General features: G+C 70.3%; 16 protein-coding genes and 2 pseudogenes. 10 read left to right on the top strand and 8 right to left on the bottom strand.

What is annotated here, in order from left to right; genetic code table 11:
- Positions 1 to 153: 153 nt before the first annotated feature.
- Positions 154 to 504: a hypothetical protein gene (locus ACIBCU_RS29345; protein WP_399235128.1), complete on the bottom strand. Its 351-nt coding sequence runs from the start codon at positions 502 to 504 to the stop codon at positions 154 to 156.
- A gap of 448 nt (positions 505 to 952) precedes the next feature.
- Positions 953 to 1,330, bottom strand: coding sequence for a MerR family transcriptional regulator (locus ACIBCU_RS29340; protein ID WP_399235126.1), 378 nt, complete (start codon positions 1,328 to 1,330; stop codon positions 953 to 955).
- 122 nt (positions 1,331 to 1,452) lie between these two features.
- On the opposite strand from ACIBCU_RS29340, the gene ACIBCU_RS29335 reads away from it, so the two are divergent.
- Both ACIBCU_RS29335 and ACIBCU_RS29330 read left to right on the top strand, forming a co-directional pair.
- Positions 1,453 to 2,526 (top strand): alkene reductase, encoded by a 1,074-nt coding sequence (locus ACIBCU_RS29335; RefSeq protein ID WP_362930883.1) that lies wholly within the window; start codon positions 1,453 to 1,455, stop codon positions 2,524 to 2,526.
- A gap of 371 nt (positions 2,527 to 2,897) precedes the next feature.
- Positions 2,898 to 3,404: pseudogene (locus tag ACIBCU_RS29330) on the top strand (GNAT family N-acetyltransferase).
- Between the two features lie 253 nt (positions 3,405 to 3,657).
- On the opposite strand, the gene ACIBCU_RS29325 reads toward ACIBCU_RS29330, so the two are convergent.
- Positions 3,658 to 4,548: a TIGR03620 family F420-dependent LLM class oxidoreductase gene (locus ACIBCU_RS29325; protein WP_399235123.1), complete on the bottom strand. Its 891-nt coding sequence runs from the start codon at positions 4,546 to 4,548 to the stop codon at positions 3,658 to 3,660.
- 214 nt (positions 4,549 to 4,762) lie between these two features.
- On the opposite strand from ACIBCU_RS29325, the gene ACIBCU_RS29320 reads away from it, so the two are divergent.
- Positions 4,763 to 5,836 carry a glycerophosphodiester phosphodiesterase family protein gene (locus ACIBCU_RS29320; protein WP_362930877.1) on the top strand — a complete coding sequence of 358 codons (1,074 nt, stop codon included), beginning with the start codon at positions 4,763 to 4,765 and terminating at the stop codon, positions 5,834 to 5,836.
- Positions 5,837 to 5,860: 24 nt separating this feature from the next.
- On the opposite strand, the gene ACIBCU_RS29315 is transcribed toward ACIBCU_RS29320, so the two are convergent.
- A complete protein-coding gene (locus ACIBCU_RS29315) occupies positions 5,861 to 7,090 on the bottom strand; it encodes an MFS transporter (RefSeq protein ID WP_362930875.1) in 1,230 nt (409 codons plus the stop codon).
- Between the two features lie 320 nt (positions 7,091 to 7,410).
- Positions 7,411 to 8,019 (bottom strand): hypothetical protein, encoded by a 609-nt coding sequence (locus ACIBCU_RS29310; protein ID WP_399235120.1) that lies wholly within the window; start codon positions 8,017 to 8,019, stop codon positions 7,411 to 7,413.
- Between the two features lie 517 nt (positions 8,020 to 8,536).
- Here ACIBCU_RS29310 and ACIBCU_RS29305 point away from each other — a divergent pair.
- The 4 genes from ACIBCU_RS29305 (at position 8,537) to aroQ (ending at position 11,302) form a co-directional block, all read left to right on the top strand.
- Positions 8,537 to 8,740 (top strand): cold-shock protein, encoded by a 204-nt coding sequence (locus tag ACIBCU_RS29305; RefSeq protein ID WP_031096051.1) that lies wholly within the window; start codon positions 8,537 to 8,539, stop codon positions 8,738 to 8,740.
- 109 nt (positions 8,741 to 8,849) lie between these two features.
- The gene (locus ACIBCU_RS29300; protein WP_399235117.1) at positions 8,850 to 10,175 is read left to right on the top strand and encodes a geranylgeranyl reductase family protein; all 1,326 of its coding nucleotides are present in this window, start codon (positions 8,850 to 8,852) and stop codon (positions 10,173 to 10,175) included.
- Positions 10,176 to 10,238: 63 nt separating this feature from the next.
- A complete protein-coding gene (locus tag ACIBCU_RS29295; RefSeq protein WP_399235115.1) occupies positions 10,239 to 10,547 on the top strand; it encodes a hypothetical protein in 309 nt (102 codons plus the stop codon).
- 152 nt (positions 10,548 to 10,699) lie between these two features.
- Positions 10,700 to 11,302, top strand: a complete 603-nt coding sequence (gene aroQ, locus ACIBCU_RS29290) for a gamma subclass chorismate mutase AroQ (protein WP_399235113.1) — start codon at positions 10,700 to 10,702, stop codon at positions 11,300 to 11,302.
- A 550-nt stretch (positions 11,303 to 11,852) separates the two neighbouring features.
- On the opposite strand, the gene ACIBCU_RS29285 is transcribed toward aroQ, so the two are convergent.
- On the bottom strand, positions 11,853 to 12,167 hold the full coding sequence (locus ACIBCU_RS29285; protein WP_362930865.1) for a nuclear transport factor 2 family protein: 315 nt from the start codon (positions 12,165 to 12,167) through the stop codon (positions 11,853 to 11,855).
- 106 nt (positions 12,168 to 12,273) lie between these two features.
- Between ACIBCU_RS29285 and ACIBCU_RS29280 the strand changes: the two are divergent.
- Positions 12,274 to 12,801: pseudogene (locus ACIBCU_RS29280) on the top strand (aldo/keto reductase); the annotation flags it as partial.
- 97 nt (positions 12,802 to 12,898) lie between these two features.
- Here ACIBCU_RS29280 and ACIBCU_RS29275 read toward each other — a convergent pair.
- The gene (locus ACIBCU_RS29275; RefSeq protein WP_399235110.1) at positions 12,899 to 14,194 is read right to left on the bottom strand and encodes an SGNH/GDSL hydrolase family protein; all 1,296 of its coding nucleotides are present in this window, start codon (positions 14,192 to 14,194) and stop codon (positions 12,899 to 12,901) included.
- A 261-nt stretch (positions 14,195 to 14,455) separates the two neighbouring features.
- On the opposite strand from ACIBCU_RS29275, the gene ACIBCU_RS29270 reads away from it, so the two are divergent.
- Together ACIBCU_RS29270 and ACIBCU_RS29265 are read left to right on the top strand one after the other, a co-directional pair.
- On the top strand, positions 14,456 to 15,379 hold the full coding sequence (locus ACIBCU_RS29270; protein WP_362930861.1) for an SDR family oxidoreductase: 924 nt from the start codon (positions 14,456 to 14,458) through the stop codon (positions 15,377 to 15,379).
- A gap of 1 nt (position 15,380) precedes the next feature.
- Positions 15,381 to 16,247, top strand: coding sequence for a MaoC/PaaZ C-terminal domain-containing protein (locus tag ACIBCU_RS29265; RefSeq protein WP_362930859.1), 867 nt, complete (start codon positions 15,381 to 15,383; stop codon positions 16,245 to 16,247).
- Between the two features lie 76 nt (positions 16,248 to 16,323).
- On the opposite strand, the gene ACIBCU_RS29260 is transcribed toward ACIBCU_RS29265, so the two are convergent.
- A complete protein-coding gene (locus tag ACIBCU_RS29260; RefSeq protein WP_399235107.1) occupies positions 16,324 to 17,115 on the bottom strand; it encodes a thioesterase family protein in 792 nt (263 codons plus the stop codon).
- Between the last annotated feature and the right edge of the window lie 19 nt (positions 17,116 to 17,134).

Raw genomic sequence — 17,134 nt, 5'->3', positions numbered from 1 at the left:
ATCCAACGGGCTTCTCGGCCGGGGCGTCCTTCGAGAAAGCGCACGGGGTGATGTTGCGGGGCGTCCCGGCCGTCAGCGGATACCTGGCCCGGTCGGCGTCGACCCGCTCCGCGTACCCGGCAGCGGGACCCGGCCAGCGCACGTCGTTGCAGATCACCGCGACCATGAGCGACGCGTCCTCGTCCGGGATGACCTGGGCCAGGTCCGGCGGCAGGGTCGGTCGGCCTCCGCGCGTCGGGCCTCCTGGACCAGGCGGGCCACCGCCGGGAACGCGGCGTCGCTGTAGAGGGCGTACTGGAACGCCTGCCTCAGCCCGTTGCCGGTCAGCGGGTCGCCCGGCGTCCCCGAGTCGCGCGGAGCGCGGTCCAGTTGGTCGGCCAGCCCGAGGAAGAGTGGTTCCACGTCCTCGGCGCGCTGAGCCGGCCGCAGCCCCTCCGCCTCACGGGCGGGACCGGCCGACCGGGCCGCGAAGTCCGCGCAGCGGTCGGCGTAGCCCCGCGACATGTTCTCCAGCCACCCACGTACGACCCGTGCGGGATCGGGGCCCCCGTGCTGTCGAGGACCACGCGGTCGACGCGACCGGGCTGGGTCTGCCTGTACACGGCGCCGGATACGCCCCGTAGGAGGTGCCCCACACCGACAGCTTCCGCTCGCCCAGGGCCTGTCGGAGGCGGTCGAGGTCACGGGCCTCGTTCCTGGTCGTGAACGACCGCAGCACCGCACCCCCGTTGGTGGCGCAGGACTCGGCGGTCCGGAGGGACCGTGCGGTGTCCTCCCCGATCCCGCCGACGAGGTCGTACGCCTCGCCCAGAGCCGTCTGTAACGCTGCACTCCGGACGAGCCGGGCCCACCCGGGATGACGACCAGGGTGCCGCGCCGCTTCTCCGGCCGGTCGCTGTGGAGGCGGGTGACGGCGACCAGGACGCATCGGCCGGCGTGGCCTCCGTGCGCCTCAGCCGGTCGCTGTTCCCTGAAGCTGTTCCCGGTAGGCACGAGCCGTGGAGATGAGTCCGTCGAGCGCGTCCCGGGTGGACGCGAGGTCGGCGATATGCCGGGTGAGCCTGTCTCGTTCGAGCGCCATCCGCTCGAGCGCGGAGTCGGAGTTGTCCTGGCTCGGCGAGTCGACGCAGGGGAGCAGCTCGGCGATGGTGCGGCTGGAGAGGCCTGCCGCGTACATCCGCTGGATGAATCCGACCCGCTCGGGCTGGTCGTCCGTGTAGTGCCGTTGCCCGCTGCTGCTGCGGACGCTGGTGAGCAGTCCTTGCTCCTCGTAGTAGCGCAGGGACCGGACGCTCGCTCCGGTCCGTGACGCGAGTTCCCCGATCCGCATGAGACCCCCTGTGGTCTGTGGTGTGCGTCACAAGCCTTGCCTCTGACATTGATGTGAGGTTTTAGCGTAATCGATGTGCCCGGCAGCCGGGTGCGGAGTATCGACGCAGGGGAGTTCTTGACATGACCGGCCTCTTCCACAGCTATCAGCTCGGTGATCTGACGCTGCCCAACCGGATGGTGATGGCCCCGATGACGCGGGTACGGGCTGCCGCGGGCGGTCTCGCGACCTCCTCCATGGCCGCCTATTACGCCCAGCGGGCGACGGCCGGACTCATCGTGAGCGAGGGGGTGCAGCCGAGCTTGATCGGTCAGTCCAATCCCGGCACACCGGGACTGCACACCGATGAGCAGGTGGCCGCGTGGCGTCCGGTGACGTCCGCGGTGCATGCGAACGGCGGCCGTATCTTCGCGCAGATCATGCACGGCGGCCGGGTGTCGCACCCGGACACCACCGGTATGCAGCCGGTCGGGCCCTCCGCGGTCCCCGCGGTGGGCGACGTGTTCACCCCCACGGGCCCCCAGCCCGCCCCGCTCCCGCGTGAACTGGAGACCGCCGAGGTGGGGGAGCACGCCCTGGCGTACGCGAGCGCCGCCCGCCGTGCGATCGACGCGGGATTCGACGGTGTGGAACTCCACGGCGCCAACGGCTACTTGATCTCCCAGTTCCTCTCGTCGAACGCCAACCTGCGTACGGACTCGTACGGCGGCTCGGTGGCCAACCGGATCCGGTTCGCCGTCGAGGCGGTCTCCGCGACGGTGCAGGCGGTCGGAGGCGCGAGGACCGGCATACGCCTGTCCCCGGGCGGCGGCTTCTGGGGCGTCGAGGAGACCGATGCCCTTGAGCTCAACAAGGCGCTGCTTGCCGAGCTGGCGCGGCTGGACCTCGCGTACGTACACCTCGAGGCCACGGCAGGCGAAGAAGTGCTGCTGGATCTGAGGCGGGCATGGCCCGGGACCTTGATCATGAATCCTGTGTTCCCCATGGGGCCGAAGCAGACCGGCAGGGCCGAAGCGGACCACTGGCTCGAGCTCGGGGCGGACCTGATCGGCTTCGGCCGCGCGTTCATCGCCAACCCCGACCTCGTGGAGCGGCTGCGTTCCCGGCTGCCGATCGCCCCCGTCGACGAGACCACGTACTACCAGGGCGGCGACGCCGGTTACCTGACCTACCCGGCCTACCAGTACACGGCTTGATGCCGCTGACGGGCTGACGGGCTGACGGCGTCGACGTGCACCGCTACGTGTCGTTCCGGGACGGCCGGGCCGAGCTCGACCCTCAGGAGATGGCCAGGGTCCGATGCCACGGAAGCGCGGTGCGCCGGGCCATGCGCGTTTGCCTCGAACAGCTTCAGCAGGTCGCGACGAAACCTGTGCGTGCCGACGTGGGGCGGCGCACGGTGGCGCCGACACGCACGACGTCATTCTCATCGGCCTCCTCCTGCTGGCTCTGCACGTCGCAGGCATCGGTAACGGGCCGCGCGCCGGCCGACGATGACCGTCGCCCGGCGTGCTCGTCCGCCCGGGGCGGCGCACGCGGAGACCGGGGCGCCGGGGACAATGTCCCCATGCGTATCCGCCCCGTGACCGTCGAAGAGCTTCCGCTTCTCCAGGACATCGAGCGAGCCGCCGGACAGTGCTTCCGTGACATCGGCATGTCCGAGATCGCCGAGGACGAGCCACTCCTGGTCGGTGAACTGGCGCGCTACCTGAGGAACGGGACGGCCTGGGTCGCCGTCGATCCGGAGGACGCTCCAGTGGCCTACCTCATCGCTGAACACGTGGACGGGAACCTCCACGTCGAGCAGGTGTCGGTCCACCCGGATCAGGCACGTCGCGCTGTCGGACGCGGGTTGCTGGACCACCTCGCCGGTCATGCCGCGGCCTGCGGCGCGCCGGCTCTCACCCTCACCACGTTCGCCGATGTCCCCTGGAACGCGCCCTATTACGCGCGCTGCGGCTTCCACTCGCTCGACGACAGAGAGATCGGCCCCGACCTGCGGTAAATCCGCCGACTGGAGGCCGCTCACGGCCTGGACCGATGGCCAAGGGTCTGCATGCGCAGAGTCCTGTGACCCGGTGCGCCCGGGAACCGCGTGGGGGCGACCCGTCGTACGACGGGTGCCAACAGAGGGCGTTGCGGTTCTGGCGGTCCAGGATGGCGTCGACGAGGTTGAGCCGCTCGGAGGTCTCCAACCCTCCTCGATCCCGGCCGTCCAGATGACACTCGCCTGAGCGCCGGGTTCACGGAGCTCTGCGAGTCGCGCGTAGCCGGGACCTCCCCTCGAACCGGGAGGACGCCCGGCGTCCCTACGCGAGAGCGGCCCGCTACAGCTCGTCGCCGAACGCCTCTGCCAGCTCGCGCCATTCGGCCCGCGGCAGGCCGCTGCCGCCGTCTTCGGCGGTGAGGATCTGGAGCGCCACGTGGTCGGCGCCCGCGTCGAGGTACTCCTGGGTCCTGGCCTTCACACGCCCGGCGTCGCCCAGGGCGAAGAGCGCGTCCAGGAGACGGACGCTGCCGCCGCCGTCGAAGTCGCTCTCCGCGAACCCCAGGCGAAGCAGGTTGTCCGTGTAGTTGGGCAGCTGGAGGTACATCGCCAGCATGCTGCGTGCGGTGGTGCGGGCCCGGTCGGTGTCGGTGTCGAGGACCACCGAGAGTTCCGGGGCGAGCAACGCGTCGGGGCCGAGCGCCGTACGCGCCTCCGCGGTGTGCTCCGCGGTGACGAGATAGGGGTGCGCTCCCAGCGCCCGGTCGGTGGCGAGCTTCAGCATCTTCGGGCCGAGCGCGGCGAGGACCCGGCGTCCCGGCCCCACCGGCGGGTTCGCGGCGTCGAGAGAGTCGAGATAGGTGACCATCTCGCTGTACGGCTTCTTGTACTGCGGCACCATCGGGCCGTGGCTGACGCCCAGGCCGAGCACGAACCGTCCGCGCGCGCTCGCGTCGATCTCGGCGACCCGCGTCGCCACCTCCTCGGCGGAGTGGTCCCAGATGCTCAGGATGCCGGTCGCCACGGTGACCGTGCGGGTGGCGGCGACGACAGCCGCGGCGTCGTCGACCGAGGGACTGCCTCCGATCCAGAGAGTGCCGTACTTCAGCTCTTCCAGCTCGGCGGCCGCTTCCGCGATCGCGTCCCTGCCCGCGTCATCCGTGCGTGACGCGTGCAGCGCACCGCTCCAGATGCCGACCCGTCCGAATGTCTCACGCGTCTCAGAAGTCATGGTGATGTCAACAGCCACCTGAACCCGCTATTCCCCGCCTGCCAGGAATTCACCCGAACGGGGCCATGGGGCCGGCGTCGCGGAGGGCCCAGGGCTTCCTCGGAAGCGACCGTTACGCGTACGTTCATCATGTCCTTGCTTTGGGGCCGCGTGCGGGCCGAACCCCCAGGATTGGCTTCGCGGCGTCCAGTTCGACGCAACAGACGAGGCATACATGTCCCTGAGGCACGCAGTCGCCGGCCTGGCCCTTCTGCCCGCGCTCGCTGTCCCGGCGACCGCGCAGGCGGCCACGGCTCCCCTCAAGCACGAACCGGTTCGCAGGGCCGCCTTCGACCTGCAGGCCCACCGCGGAGGCCTCGGACTGACCACGGAGGCGTCCCTCGAGGGCTTCGCCAAAGCGATACGCATGGGCGTCAGCACTCTGGAGCTGGATACCCAGGTCACCAAGGACCGGAGGGTGGTGGTGACTCACGACCGTCAGGTCAGCGCCCAGAAGTGCGAGGACACCGGCCCGCTCACACCCGGCGACCCGATGTACCCGTATGTCGGCAAGTACATCAAGGACCTGACGCTCGAACAGATCAAGAGCATGGACTGCGGCTTCCAGCAGCTGCCCGGTTTCCCTGAGCAGGAACAGATCAAGGGCCACCGCATGGTCGAACTGAAGGACGTCCTCGACCTGGTGAAGAACTACGGCGCCAAGCGGATCAAGCTGAACATCGAGACGAAGGTGGAGGCCGGGGCGCCGGAGCAGACCGCTCCGCGCAAGTTGTTCGTGCGCCGTGTCCACGAAGAGATCCGCCGGTCGGGCATCGGCAAGCAGGTGTCCGTCCAGTCCTTCGACTGGGGGGCGCTCAAGGAGATGCACGAGCTCGCGCCCGCATACCCTCTGGTGGCGCTGACGAACTACGACTTCCTCGAAGTGGGGGAGCCCGGCGCTTCCCCCTGGCTCGGCGGCATCGACGCCGACGACTACGACGGTGACTTCGTGAGGGCAGCGGCGTCCGTCCCCGGGGTGACCGCGCTGTCCCCGAACTACGGATTCCCGCAGAACGGAACGGTCGCGGACCCCGGCTTCCGGTTCTACCCCGACAGGAAGATGATCCGGGACGCGCACCGGCGCGGACTGGAGGTCATCCCCTGGACCTGTGACGACCCGGCCACCGTCGAGGCGCTCATGGACATCGGCGTCGACGGAGTCATCACCGATTACCCCGACCGGGTACGGGACATCATGGCCGCTCGTGGCATGCCTCTGCCCAGGGCGTACCCGGCGCCGCGCCACTGACGACGACGGGCGGAGACGGATCCGCTACGTGCTCAACCGGCTGCTCGTGTCCCCGTTCCGCAGCACTCCTGCGAGGAGGAGCGCGAGCAGCCCGGCGAGTGGCACCACCAGGAGGCCCACCCGGAGACTCGTGGCGTCGGTGACCAGCCCGACGATCGGGGGCGAGGCCAGGAAGCCCAGGCGCATGAGCCAGGAGACGATGGCCAGCCCCGAGCCGGGCTTGAGGCCGGGCAGTTCATCGGCTTCGTGCATGGCCGCGGGTACGAGTGTCGCCACGCCGAACCCGGCCGCGGCAAAACCCAGGATCGTGCCGGGTACCGAGGGCGCCGCCAGTGCGAGGCCCATGCCGGCTGCCGTGATCAGGCCGCCGGCCCGAGCCACGGTGCGCTGGCCGAACCGGTCGACGAGCCGGTCGCCGATGATGCGGCCGATGAACTGGGCTCCCACCAGGGCGATATAGCCGAAGGCCGCCAGAGTGACCGATGCGTGCAGCGATCCGGACAGGTAGAGCGTCGCCCAGGAACTGCCCGCGTCCTCGACGAGGGTCCCGGCCGTCGCGATGAGGACGAGGGCAGCCAGCACGGAGATGGTGCGCCGCCGGGCCGTGGCCTCATGGCCCGCAGCGCGGTACACGCGGCCGTCGGACTCGGGCGCAGTGGCCGGCTCGCTCTCGGGGCCGGACAAGCAGTACCGCAGAGCGACGCACGCCGCGACCGCGAACACCACGGCAGAGATCGTCAGGTGCTGGCCCCTCGGGAGACCGAGCGCGATCGCGGCGGCGGCCATGGACCCCCCGGCGACGGCGCCGATCGACCAGATCGCGTGGAAGGAATTGATGATGGAGCGTCCGTAGCGGCGCTGCACCCGCAGTCCATGGGCGTTCTGCGCGACATCGGTGACAGCGTCCATCGCGCCGGCCAGGAACAGCGCTCCCGCGAAGAGTGCGACCGAGTCGGCCAGGCCCGCGGCGAGAATGCCCGCACCGGTCAGCAGGGTGCCCAGCACCGCCGCCCGCGCCGAACCAAGTCTGCGGATGGCGGCGCCCGCCGCGAGACCGGCGGCGATGGCCCCCGCCGGGAAGGCCGCGACGGCCAGCCCGTAAACGGCGTTGCTCATGTCCAGATCGGCTTTGATCTGCGGGTATCTCGGCAGCAGGTTGGCGAAGAGGGCCCCGTTGGTGAAGAACAGCACGGCAACGGCTACCCGGGCCTGCCGCTCGGCCAGGGCGGGCCGGCTCGGCGCGTCAACAGTCATACGGAGGACCGTACAGTCAGAGCGTACGAACGTACACTCCCAATCTTGTGTGGTGCACGCTTCTTCTGGATCAGGCCGGACGTAACGGCGCTAGGCATCTGTTCCCCGCGGGGACGGCCGCGAGTCAGGGTGGGGACGAGGCAGCCGGGAGGCGGGGAGACGCGCCTCCCCGGCCGCCGCTTCGTCGACAACGCCGCAGGTGTGCGTGCCGGACCGCCCGGGCCCGGATGTCCGAGTTGGAGCGGTCGGACCACCGGACAGGCGGTCAACGGCCTGGGGGACGGGCCGGGACGCATGGGTCCTCAGCCCTTGAGGCGCGGCTACTCGGCCGCGGTACCGGCGCCGCCGACGTTCGCGGCAGAGACAGGGCTGTAGTAGACGGAGCGACCCTGCTTCGAGCGCTCCAGCAGCCCGTGCGCGACCCCTTGCTCAAGGGTGTTGCGCACCACGGTGACCTGGGTCGTCCGCTGAGGGTGGGCCTCGCTCAGGGCGGCTGCCACCTCGGCGGCGGACCTCGGCTCCCTCTGATCCGCGAGATACCCCGTGACCAACTCGCGCCACGTCGGCTCCCCGGCCTTCTTGGGCGCCGTGGTCCGGTCGGGGGTGGACGTCTGCTTCTCTGCCTGAGGCTTCGAGCCGCTGCCGCTCTTCTTGGCCGCGGTCCTGCCCTTGGCGCGCCGCGCGGCCGGGACGGAGGCCGCCGGCTTGTCGCCCTTGGCCTTGCGCGCAGCAGGCTTCCCGGTGCCGCCGAGCACCTCTTGCATCTTGACCAGGATGCGCTCACCCTCCTCCAACTGGATGAGCTCGTCCTGCAGTCGGGTCAGCTCGGTGCGCGTCCGGTCCTGCTCACTTCGGTTCGCAGCGAGATCGTCGGTGATCCGCTGTGCGTAGTCTGCGCTGATGCCGGATGTAGGAGTGTTTTCGGACATGCAGTCCTCGTCCTTCGCTGTGTGTCTCAAATACCTAGGGCGGCTGATGCTACCGACACCAACGTGGGTAACCCCTCAGGGGATACCGAATTACCACGGATACGGGCCTCGTCCATGTGCTCGAACGCGGGGAGCCGGAGCGTACGGCACCCGGTGTGCGGACTTTCCGCGCCGCGGTGACTGCGCGATGTTGGCCCGAAGTTGTGCCTGGAGGGCAGCGATCACCAGGAACCGGACCTGGATCGTCCGCGGCTTCCCGACGTGAGCAATCCGGTGACTCACATCCGCAGTTCACGCCCAAATCGCTCCGTAGGAGTGAGCGGAGCCCACCGGACGCGCACATCGTGCCGTTGCTCTCTGGTGGGGGCCGGTTTCGCCATGTAGCGTCACTGCCAGATGTCGTGGTTCGCCGTACCTGCCCGCGCTTCGGTGCGGGCGCTTTGCTGTATGGGTGCGGACCCACGGCGCCTCCGGGACCGCGAGGTGCGGATCCGGATATCAAAGGGAAGGCACCAGCATGGCCAGCGGAACCGTCAAGTGGTTCAACGCCGAAAAGGGTTTCGGCTTCATCCAGCAGGACGGCGGCGGGCCGGACGTCTTCGCTCACTACTCCGCCATCAACGCGACTGGCTTCCGTGAGCTCCAGGAAGGCCAGGCCGTCACCTTCGACGTCACCCAGGGCCAGAAGGGCCCGCAGGCGGAGAACATCACGGCTGCCTGACAACGCAGGTCGAGATCGCCCAGGCCCTCGGGGAGCACGATCCGGGGGCCTGGCGTCTCGCACACACCCAACTCGCCGGCACCGGCCACGCTCAACGAGGAGTCAGCACGTGGAGTCAGACGACGGTGCGGGGAGCGACGACCACCAGGCACAGGTGATCGTGGTGGGTGCGGGGCCCGCGGGTTCGGCGGCGGCACTCCACCTGGCCCGGGCCGGCGTCGACGTACTGCTCCTTGAGAAGGGCAGCTTCCCCCGGGACAAGGTGTGCGGGGACGGTCTCACACCGCGAGGTGTTCAGCAGCTGGTGCGCATGGGCGTCGACATCGACGCTCCCGGCTGGATGCGGACCAAAGGCATGCGGTGGGTCTGCGGAGGGCGCCAGGTACACATCGACTGGCCTCGCTCCGGCAGCCACCCGGACTTCGGCCTCACCCGCTCCCGGCACGACTTCGACGACATCCTGGCCCGGCAGGCCGTGGCCGCCGGAGCGCGGTTGTGTCTGGAGACCAAGGCGACGGGCCCCTTGACCGACCGTGCCGGCCGCATCGTCGGCGTGAGTACGGTCGCGGGAGCCGACAAGCAGCCGAGGAACTACCACGCCCCCGTGGTGATCGCCGCCGACGGCGCCTCCGCCCGGACCGCCCTCGCCATGGGCCTGGAGCGCGACCCGAACAGGCCCATGGCCACCGCCGCCCGCCGGTACTACCGCAGCGAAGCCCGCACCCATGACCCCTACCTGGAGCTCTGGGCCGACCTCCTCTGTTCCCGTACCGGCCGTGACCTGCCTGGATACGGATGGATCTTCCCACTCGGCGACGGCCGCGTGAACGTCGGCCTGGGCGCGCTGCCGCACCGCGGTCACGGATCCGTGGACCTGCGGGCCACCATGGACCGGTGGCTGACCCGGGTGCCCCAGCACTGGGATCTGCGGGAGGAGAACGCCGACTCGCCACTGCGCAGCGCCGCGCTGCCCATGGGGTTCAACCGCCGACCTCAGTACCGTCGCGGTCTGCTCCTGGTCGGCGACAGCGCGGGCATGGTCAGTCCATGGAGCGGCGAGGGCATCGTCCAGGCCATGGAGGCGGGCGAGGTCGCGGCCGAGACCGTCGCTCTCGCCCTGCACCGTCCGGCCGGCCCCGGGCGTGAGCAGGCTCTGCAGCAGTACGCGAATGAGGTGAACCGCCGCTGGGGACGCTACTACCGGCTCGGCAACACCGTCGCCGAGCTGGTGCTCGCCCGCTACGGATACCGGCCGCTCCTCAGCCGTCGTGTCATGGCCTCGCCCGCTCTGGTGCACACCCTCGCCCGGCTCTTGACGCACGGAAGCGACGCACCTTCCGACGACCTGATCGACACACTCGTCCGCGGCATCGTACGGATGGTCCCGGCGCCCGGCCGGCGCGTGCGAGAGCTGGGCGCGAGGCGTCCCCGGTGACCGCGGCACATCAGGGGTATCCGCAAGGGACGTAGAACGATCGCGCACCCGTGAGGAGCTGCCATGACCACATTTGTGATCACCGTGCCGGGCACATTCGTCACAGACATCACGGAATCCCGCCGTGCGTCCCTGGAGCGCAAACTGAGCGCCCAGCACACGGACGTGAGCGAGAAGGAAGGCCTCGACCTGCTCAGCCTCGGCGATGACGCCACCTTCTCCATCCGGCTGGAAGTCGATGCGCCAGACCGGTACGAGGCGGAAATGGACGCGGTGCGCCTCGTGTCGGCCGCCCTGCGGGAGACGGGCTTCTCCGAAGAGGACGCACCGCTGGGTCCGCCGGCCGTCACCGGGATCGACAGCGACCTCTGATCGCCCGTCACGACGTGCAGCGGCTCTGCTTCTGAGGCCGCCGACGGCCATGTCCCGGCCACCGAGGAGGACATGGACCACTTGTGTGCCATCTCGTCCGTACGCTCCGCGCGGAGCATAGGGAAACCGACGCGGGACCGTACGATCGGCGCATGGAACCGATCGCGTCCGCATGGCGCGCGGCGACCGCCGGTGCGGTCGCGGCCGTCGTCTGCACCGGCTCGGCCACAGCCGCGGTACCTGCCCCCACGACCGGCCGAGGATCGTACAGCGAGCTCCGCCCACTCGCCGACCTCTCGGCCCAGCGCCTCGGCACGGCCGAACTGGTCGCCGCGGCCAAGTGGGGGACGGGCGAACCCGTGGACGCCCCCGTCCGTGAGCAGCAGGTCCTCGACGCGGCGGCGCGCCAGGCGCGCGAAGTGCCAGCCGATGCGGTGGCGACGGTGAAGATCTTCCGGGACCAGATCGAGGCGAACAAGCATGTGCAGCGAGCTCTGCACAGCCGCTGGGACGCGAACCCGGCGCACGCGCCGGAGGAGATCCCGGACCTCTCCGCGGTGCACGACAAGATCAACCGGCTGAACCTCGCCCTGGTCCGTGCGATCGCCGCATCGGCGGCGCCACGGGCGGCCCCTTCCTGCCGCGCCACGCTGACCGCCGCCGCGGTGCATGTCCGGCGCGAATGGCGCCTCGACCGCGTCCATACGACGGCCCTGGTCCTGGCTCTGCATTCAGTTTGTGCCGGGGCGCCGTAGAGCGGTCTGAACGCCCGCAGCATCTCGAACCCCGACACCTGTTCGGTGCCGGCGGCGAGCGTGTCCCCCGGGGCTTCGCCTGGGAGGTACCCCCATCCGTGTGCGGACAGATCTGCGGGACAGACCTTCGGGGACTGGCGGGGCGTCAGGGAGCTACCTCGTCCCGACGCCCCCTCAGCCGGTGCCCCTCGTCCAGCCCGCGCTCTCCCGAAGCTCCGTGCGGCCAGACCGAAGGCAAGGCGGCCGACCCGGAACCATGGATTCCGTAGCAGCAGCGTCCGCAACCCTTGTTCCGCGGCGGCGGGCCCGGAGGCGGAGGAGGAGGCGGCTCCAGCGCCGGCAGCAGTGGTCCACCCGCGCGCAGCCGCGCGATGCTCAGCTCGTTGCGGCGTCGCGCGAGCGGGGAATCGTCGCGTTCGTAGACGAGGAGGGCGCGCGTATCTTGTCGTCCTTCACCTGGCTCCGTTCGCGAAAGGCCCGGACGCCGTCGGCCGTTGGTCCCCACGATCGTCGCACGCCCGGCCGGGCAAGTCCCGGCGGTCGACCGGGTTCAGGCCTGCCCGGTGTCGAAGTGGCTGATCCGGCCGCCGGTCAGGGTGAATCGCCAGGCGGTTCGCATGGTGCCCCAGGTGTCATTGGTGAAGTCGACCACCAGCGAGCGCCCCTTGTCCTTGACCGACTCGACCTTCATCCGGCCGTTGCTGCTGAACATCTCCTTGTCGGTCCAGTCCGCGATGTCACGCTCGCTCCCGTCGTCACTCATCGTCGCATCATCGGTGAGTGACGCGAAGAGAGCATCGCGGTCACCGGCGTTCACCGCGTCGATGAACTTTGCCACCGCGGGATCCAGCTCATTGCTCATCATGTCTCCGTTGCTCTACGGCGTCGTCCTGCGGGCTCGGCCGAGCCCGGGGGTTCAACGAGGCGGTCGGCCGTGAGTTCCGCCAGCGGAGCGGTGCCGAAGCCGAACAGTGCACGACATCGCGCAGGACTTCTACGGTGACGAATGGCTCGCCAGTACGAGACCGCCCGCACAGGCCCCTTCCGCAGGCTGGGGAAGCTGCGCGCCGAGGGCGTCAGCAAGGCCTGGGGTCTGGGTGTGAACCGGGTGGAGCCGCTCGAGCTCACCCTCGATCTCGACGACCCACCCCGGACGCCTTCCTCCTCGCCTGCCGCTCCACCCTTCTGGACCACGGCCGGGCTCTGCAGCGTCTGCTGCCCGCGGCTGCCGAGCGGAACGTCGACATCGTCGTCGGCGGTCCTTACAGCTCGGGGTTCCTGGCCGGCGGGACGCACTTCGAGTACCAGGAGGCGCCCGCCGGGATCATCAGCAGGGTGGAGCGCATCAAGGCCCTCGCGCAGCGGTACGGCGTCGGTGTCAAGGCTGCTGCCCTGCAGTTCTCCATGGCCCACCCGTTCCCGGCGCCACCAGGCCCAGCCGTATCGCTGAGGACGTCGCCGCGCTGGATGGGTGGATCCCCGCCGGGTTCTGGACGGCGGACTTCGACGACAGGGGCCGCACCTACGGCTCTCGGACGGACTCGCAGCGCTCCGAAGGGCTCTCGCCGCCTGACCTCGGCTTGCGGCCACTCGGTGTCACCTGTCCAGGACATCGGCCACCTCATTCGCCATCACCCGGTAGCCGGCGTCGTTGGGGTGCAGCGCGTCCTTGTAGGCGTAGGCGGCATCGAGGCGGTCCGGGTCCGAGGGGGCGGCGAGCGCCCGGTCGAAATCGACGTACGCGTCGAACTCGCCCGAGTGCCGGATCCAGTCGTTGACCTCGTTGCTGACCTGCGCCGCGTGCGGGCCCCAGTGGTCCGAGCCCTTGAAGGGCAGCAGGGTCGCCCCGATGACGTCGAGGCCCTTGTCGTGCGCGGCGTCGATCAGCGTGCGGTAGGCGCTGATGAGCTGGCGGGACGACACCACGGGGGCGGGCTTGTAGGTGGCGGGCGGATTCGGCCCCTTGGCGGCTTCGCTGAAGCCGATGTCGTTGACCCCTTCGAGGACGACGACCGTGGAGATGCCCGGCTGGTCCAGGACGTCACGCCTGAAGCGGGCGGTGGCGCGCTCGCCGAACCAGGCGGAGTCGTTGAGCACCAGGTTGCCGCCGATGCCCTGGTTGACGACGGGCCGCCCCGTCAGCTCGGTGAGGGCGTCGGAGTAGCGCCGGTCGGTGTTGGGCGTGGAGCCGAAGCCGTCGGTGATGGAGTCACCGAAGACCGCTACGCCGCCTCCGTCGCCCGCGCCTCGGGCGTACTTCCGGGCCGCCCCTGAGGGGAACGCGTTCGACGCGCCGCCCACCTCGATACCGGAGAGGTAGTACCAGGACTGGGTCGTACCGGTGTACGCGGCGCCCGTCGTGTCGGCGCGGTGATCACCTTCTGCCCGGTAGGTGTCGGCCCAGCCCTGGGAGTGGAAGGTGGCAGGGCCCGTGGTCCCCGCGAAATAGAGAGTGACGGTCACCGACGCCAGGCTCTCCAGGCCCAGTTGAGCCGCATCGCTACGGAGTTCCCCGTGCGCCGGTATCCACGTCGAACGTTCGCCGTTGAAGGTGAGGGGGCGGACGGACCCCTTCTCGACCGCCGCGCCCCGGGTGGTGCGTGCGATCACCGCCCCCGTGATGTGCAGTGGCGAGGTCCCGTACGCGTTGGAGAGCCGGATCCTGGCCAGGCTGCCACCCTTGGTGACACGGACGACCTGGCGTACGGACTGGTGGGAGAAGCCCTCCTGGGACCAGTTGGGCGTGAAGCCGGTGCTGGGAAGCTGGGGGGAAGCGCCCCAGGCCGCGGTCCAGGCGACGGGTGCCGCCTCGGCCGGGGCGGCCAGGATGCCGAAGGCGAGGGATCCGGCGAAGAGAGGTGCGGCGACGCGGCGTACGGACACGATGTTCACGACGACTCCTAATGGGAATATGGTTCCGTTAAGTTCAGGGGAACCGTAACAGATCGTCGAGGTTAATGGAACTGTGGGTCCGTTTGCGAGTCGCTGCCGTCCGCCCTCCGTCCGCCCTCGGTGTCGACCGGCCACTGCGGCCCTGTCGCGAAGGGTTGACAGCGATCCACCGCATCGAGACTCTTTTTAGAAAGTGATTCCAACATTGGTCGGCTGCGTAACTCCGCGGGGCCGGGCTGGAGTTACGGACAGGAGAGGCTTATGGGCGGCGTCATGGACGGCCGGGTCGTGATCGTCACAGGGGCGGCCCGCGGCATCGGCCGCGGCCACGCGCTGGAATTCGCGCGGCAGGGTGCGAAGGTGGTGGTCAATGATCTGGGCTCGGAGGTCGACGGGACCGGGGCCGCCTCGGGGCCGGCGGACGAAGTGGTCCGTGAGATCCGCGAGGCGGGTGGTGAGGCCGTCGCCAACGGCGACGACGTCTCCGACTTCGAGGGTGCGCGGAGACTCGTGGAGTCCACGGTGGCACGCTTCGGGGACCTGCATGTACTCGTGAACAATGCCGGGATCCTGCGCGACCGGATGCTGGTGAACATGACCGCCGCCGAGTGGGACGCCGTGATACGGGTGCACCTGGGCGGCACGTTCGCTCCGCTGCGCCACGCGGCGGCGTACTGGCGGGCTCGGGTGAAGGCCGGCGTCCGGATCGACGCGCGCGTCATCAACACGACGTCCTCGTCCGGCCTCTACGGAAATCCGGGCCAGGCCAACTACGGCGCGGCCAAGGCCGGGATCGCCGGACTGACCGTGATCGCCTCGCGCGAACTGGAACGCTACGGCGTCGCGGTGAACGCCGTGGCGCCCGCGGCGCTCACCCGTATGACAGAGGGCCTTCGCCCGGAGCGGCCTGCCCGGGCGCCGGAGGCCTTCGACGCGTCGGCTCCGGAGAACGTAGCCCCTCTGGTGGTCTGGCTCGGCAGCCCCGCCGCTCGCGGTGTCACCGGGCGCGTGTTCAACGTGCGGGGCGGCACGATCAGCGTCGCGGAGGGCTGGCACGCCGGGCCCGGGATCGACAAGGAGGCACGCTGGGAACTGCCCGAGCTGGACGAGGTGATCCCTGCCATCGTCGGCAAGGCCCGCCCCAACGCGCTTCAGAACGGCCTGTCGCCGGCAGGGGGCTCCTGACATGGCCCTCGACCACAGCGTGATCGGAGTCGAGTCCGCGCCCGTGGAGCGGTCCTGGACCTCCGCGGACACCCTGCTGTACGCGGTGGGGGTCGGCGCCGGGCTGGACGATCCGCTGCGGGAACTCCCCTTCACCACGGAGAACACCCGGGGCGTGGAGCAGCAGGTGTTGCCGACGTTCGCCGTACTGGCCGCCCAGGGAGGCGGCGGCCCCGGCATCGGCGTGTTCGACCCGGCGATGCTGGTGCACGCCGAGCAGTCGTTCGACCTGCACCGGCCGCTCGCACCGGCCGGGAGCGTGCGCATCACATCCAAGGTCACCGGGATCCATGACAAGGGCTCCGGCGCTCTGGTGACCAGCGAGGCGGTGGCCGTGGACCCCGGCACCGGCGAGCCGCTGATCACGTCGCGCAGTTCCGTGTTCATCCGCGGGGAGGGCGGGTTCGGCGGCGGGCGGGGCCCGCAGTCCAGCTGGCCGGAACCTGACCGTGCGCCGGACCGTACGGTCACCTACCCGACGAGACCCGAACAGGCGCTGATCTACCGGCTGTCCGGTGACCGCAACCCCCTGCACAGCGATCCCGCCTTCGCGGCGAAGGCCGGTTTCGAGCGGCCGATCCTGCACGGCCTGTGCACCTACGGGTTCACCGGGCGTGCGTTGCTGCACAGCCTGGCGGAATCGGATCCGTCCCGGTTCGCCTCGATGTCCGGCCGCTTCAGCAACCCGGTGTTCCCCGGCGAGCCGCTGACCGTCTCCGTATGGAAGGACGGAGACACCGCACGGTTCCGTACCACCAAGGCGGACGGGACCGTCGTGATCGACCGCGGACGGGTCACCGTCCGCGCGGCGCCCGGACCGCCCCGTTGACTCGCCTCGCCTGCCGTGCCGGCACAGCCCCGGTGCCCGCCCGCGGCAAGGCGGCACCGGCGCCGCGCGGCAAGGGTCAGGGGCGTTGCGGGTTGGCGACCGCGGTGGTCATGCAGTAACCGATCGGGCCCGCCGAGTCGTGCAGCGTGCAGTGCCCGACGGCCACGCCCTCCTCGCTCGTGTGGGCGCCGGACTCCAGGCCTATGACGTCACTGAGCGGCAGCCGGCTCAGGCACAGGGTGTAGTCGGCGTTGATGTACTGGAGACCCGCGTCGCCCGCATGGACGAGCGGACTCGCGGTGTCCGCGGCCAGTGCGGCCCGTACGAACGGTGACAGCGGCTCGCCCGCCACAAGTTCGCGCGCCTCCCGAAGCCATGCCCGGCGCTTGACGTCGCCGTGCCAGCCGCCTTTCGCCGACTCGTTGTGCTCGTCGAACATCCAAGCCGTCCACGCCCCGTCGCGTGGGGTGAAGAGCTGTTCGGGGGGCGGAGCATCCCAGGGCGGCGTAGCGGGGACCCGGCCGGGCGGCTGCTCGCTGCGGCGCAGCAGGACGGCGCTCGCCCGCGCGACGACGCCGTTCGCACCGTGGACGGTCGCGTCGGCGACCCTGATCCGGCGTCCGTCGCGCACCCGGTGCGTCTCGACCCGCACGGGCGCCATCGGCGCGTTGCGGAACAGGTCGACGGTCAGCCGGGTGAAGTGCAGCCCCTCCGCGGCGTGTTCCGCCTCCAGCGCCCTGGCCGCGAGGCCCCCGAGCAGCCGCCCGTGCATCATGCCCGGCGTCCACCAGCCGCGCGCGTGGGTGGCGGGCACCAGCTCGCCACCCGCGCCAGTGAAGAACGCCTCCTCCTGCTCCGTCCCTGCCACGCGTGCTTCCCTTCTGTCG

The organism is Streptomyces sp. NPDC051064 (assembly GCF_044455985.1).
In the GTDB taxonomy this organism is placed as follows: domain Bacteria; phylum Actinomycetota; class Actinomycetes; order Streptomycetales; family Streptomycetaceae; genus Streptomyces.
Note: the sequence above shows the minus strand (reverse complement) of the source record. Positions and strands in the feature narration are given on the sequence as shown.

Bases quoted from the DNA above. Each gene is read 5' to 3' on its own strand.
- ACIBCU_RS29345 (WP_399235128.1), bottom strand. From the start codon at position 504: ATGTCGCGGGGCTACGCCGACCGCTGCGCGGACTTCGCGGCCCGGTCG.
- ACIBCU_RS29340 (WP_399235126.1), bottom strand. From the start codon at position 1,330: ATGCGGATCGGGGAACTCGCGTCACGGACCGGAGCGAGCGTCCGGTCC.
- ACIBCU_RS29335 (WP_362930883.1), top strand. From the start codon at position 1,453: ATGACCGGCCTCTTCCACAGCTATCAGCTCGGTGATCTGACGCTGCCC.
- ACIBCU_RS29325 (WP_399235123.1), bottom strand. From the start codon at position 4,548: ATGACTTCTGAGACGCGTGAGACATTCGGACGGGTCGGCATCTGGAGC.
- ACIBCU_RS29320 (WP_362930877.1), top strand. From the start codon at position 4,763: ATGTCCCTGAGGCACGCAGTCGCCGGCCTGGCCCTTCTGCCCGCGCTC.
- ACIBCU_RS29315 (WP_362930875.1), bottom strand. From the start codon at position 7,090: ATGACTGTTGACGCGCCGAGCCGGCCCGCCCTGGCCGAGCGGCAGGCC.
- ACIBCU_RS29310 (WP_399235120.1), bottom strand. From the start codon at position 8,019: ATGTCCGAAAACACTCCTACATCCGGCATCAGCGCAGACTACGCACAG.
- ACIBCU_RS29305 (WP_031096051.1), top strand. From the start codon at position 8,537: ATGGCCAGCGGAACCGTCAAGTGGTTCAACGCCGAAAAGGGTTTCGGC.
- ACIBCU_RS29295 (WP_399235115.1), top strand. From the start codon at position 10,239: ATGACCACATTTGTGATCACCGTGCCGGGCACATTCGTCACAGACATC.
- aroQ (WP_399235113.1), top strand. From the start codon at position 10,700: ATGGAACCGATCGCGTCCGCATGGCGCGCGGCGACCGCCGGTGCGGTC.
- ACIBCU_RS29285 (WP_362930865.1), bottom strand. From the start codon at position 12,167: ATGATGAGCAATGAGCTGGATCCCGCGGTGGCAAAGTTCATCGACGCG.
- ACIBCU_RS29270 (WP_362930861.1), top strand. From the start codon at position 14,456: ATGGGCGGCGTCATGGACGGCCGGGTCGTGATCGTCACAGGGGCGGCC.
- ACIBCU_RS29265 (WP_362930859.1), top strand. From the start codon at position 15,381: ATGGCCCTCGACCACAGCGTGATCGGAGTCGAGTCCGCGCCCGTGGAG.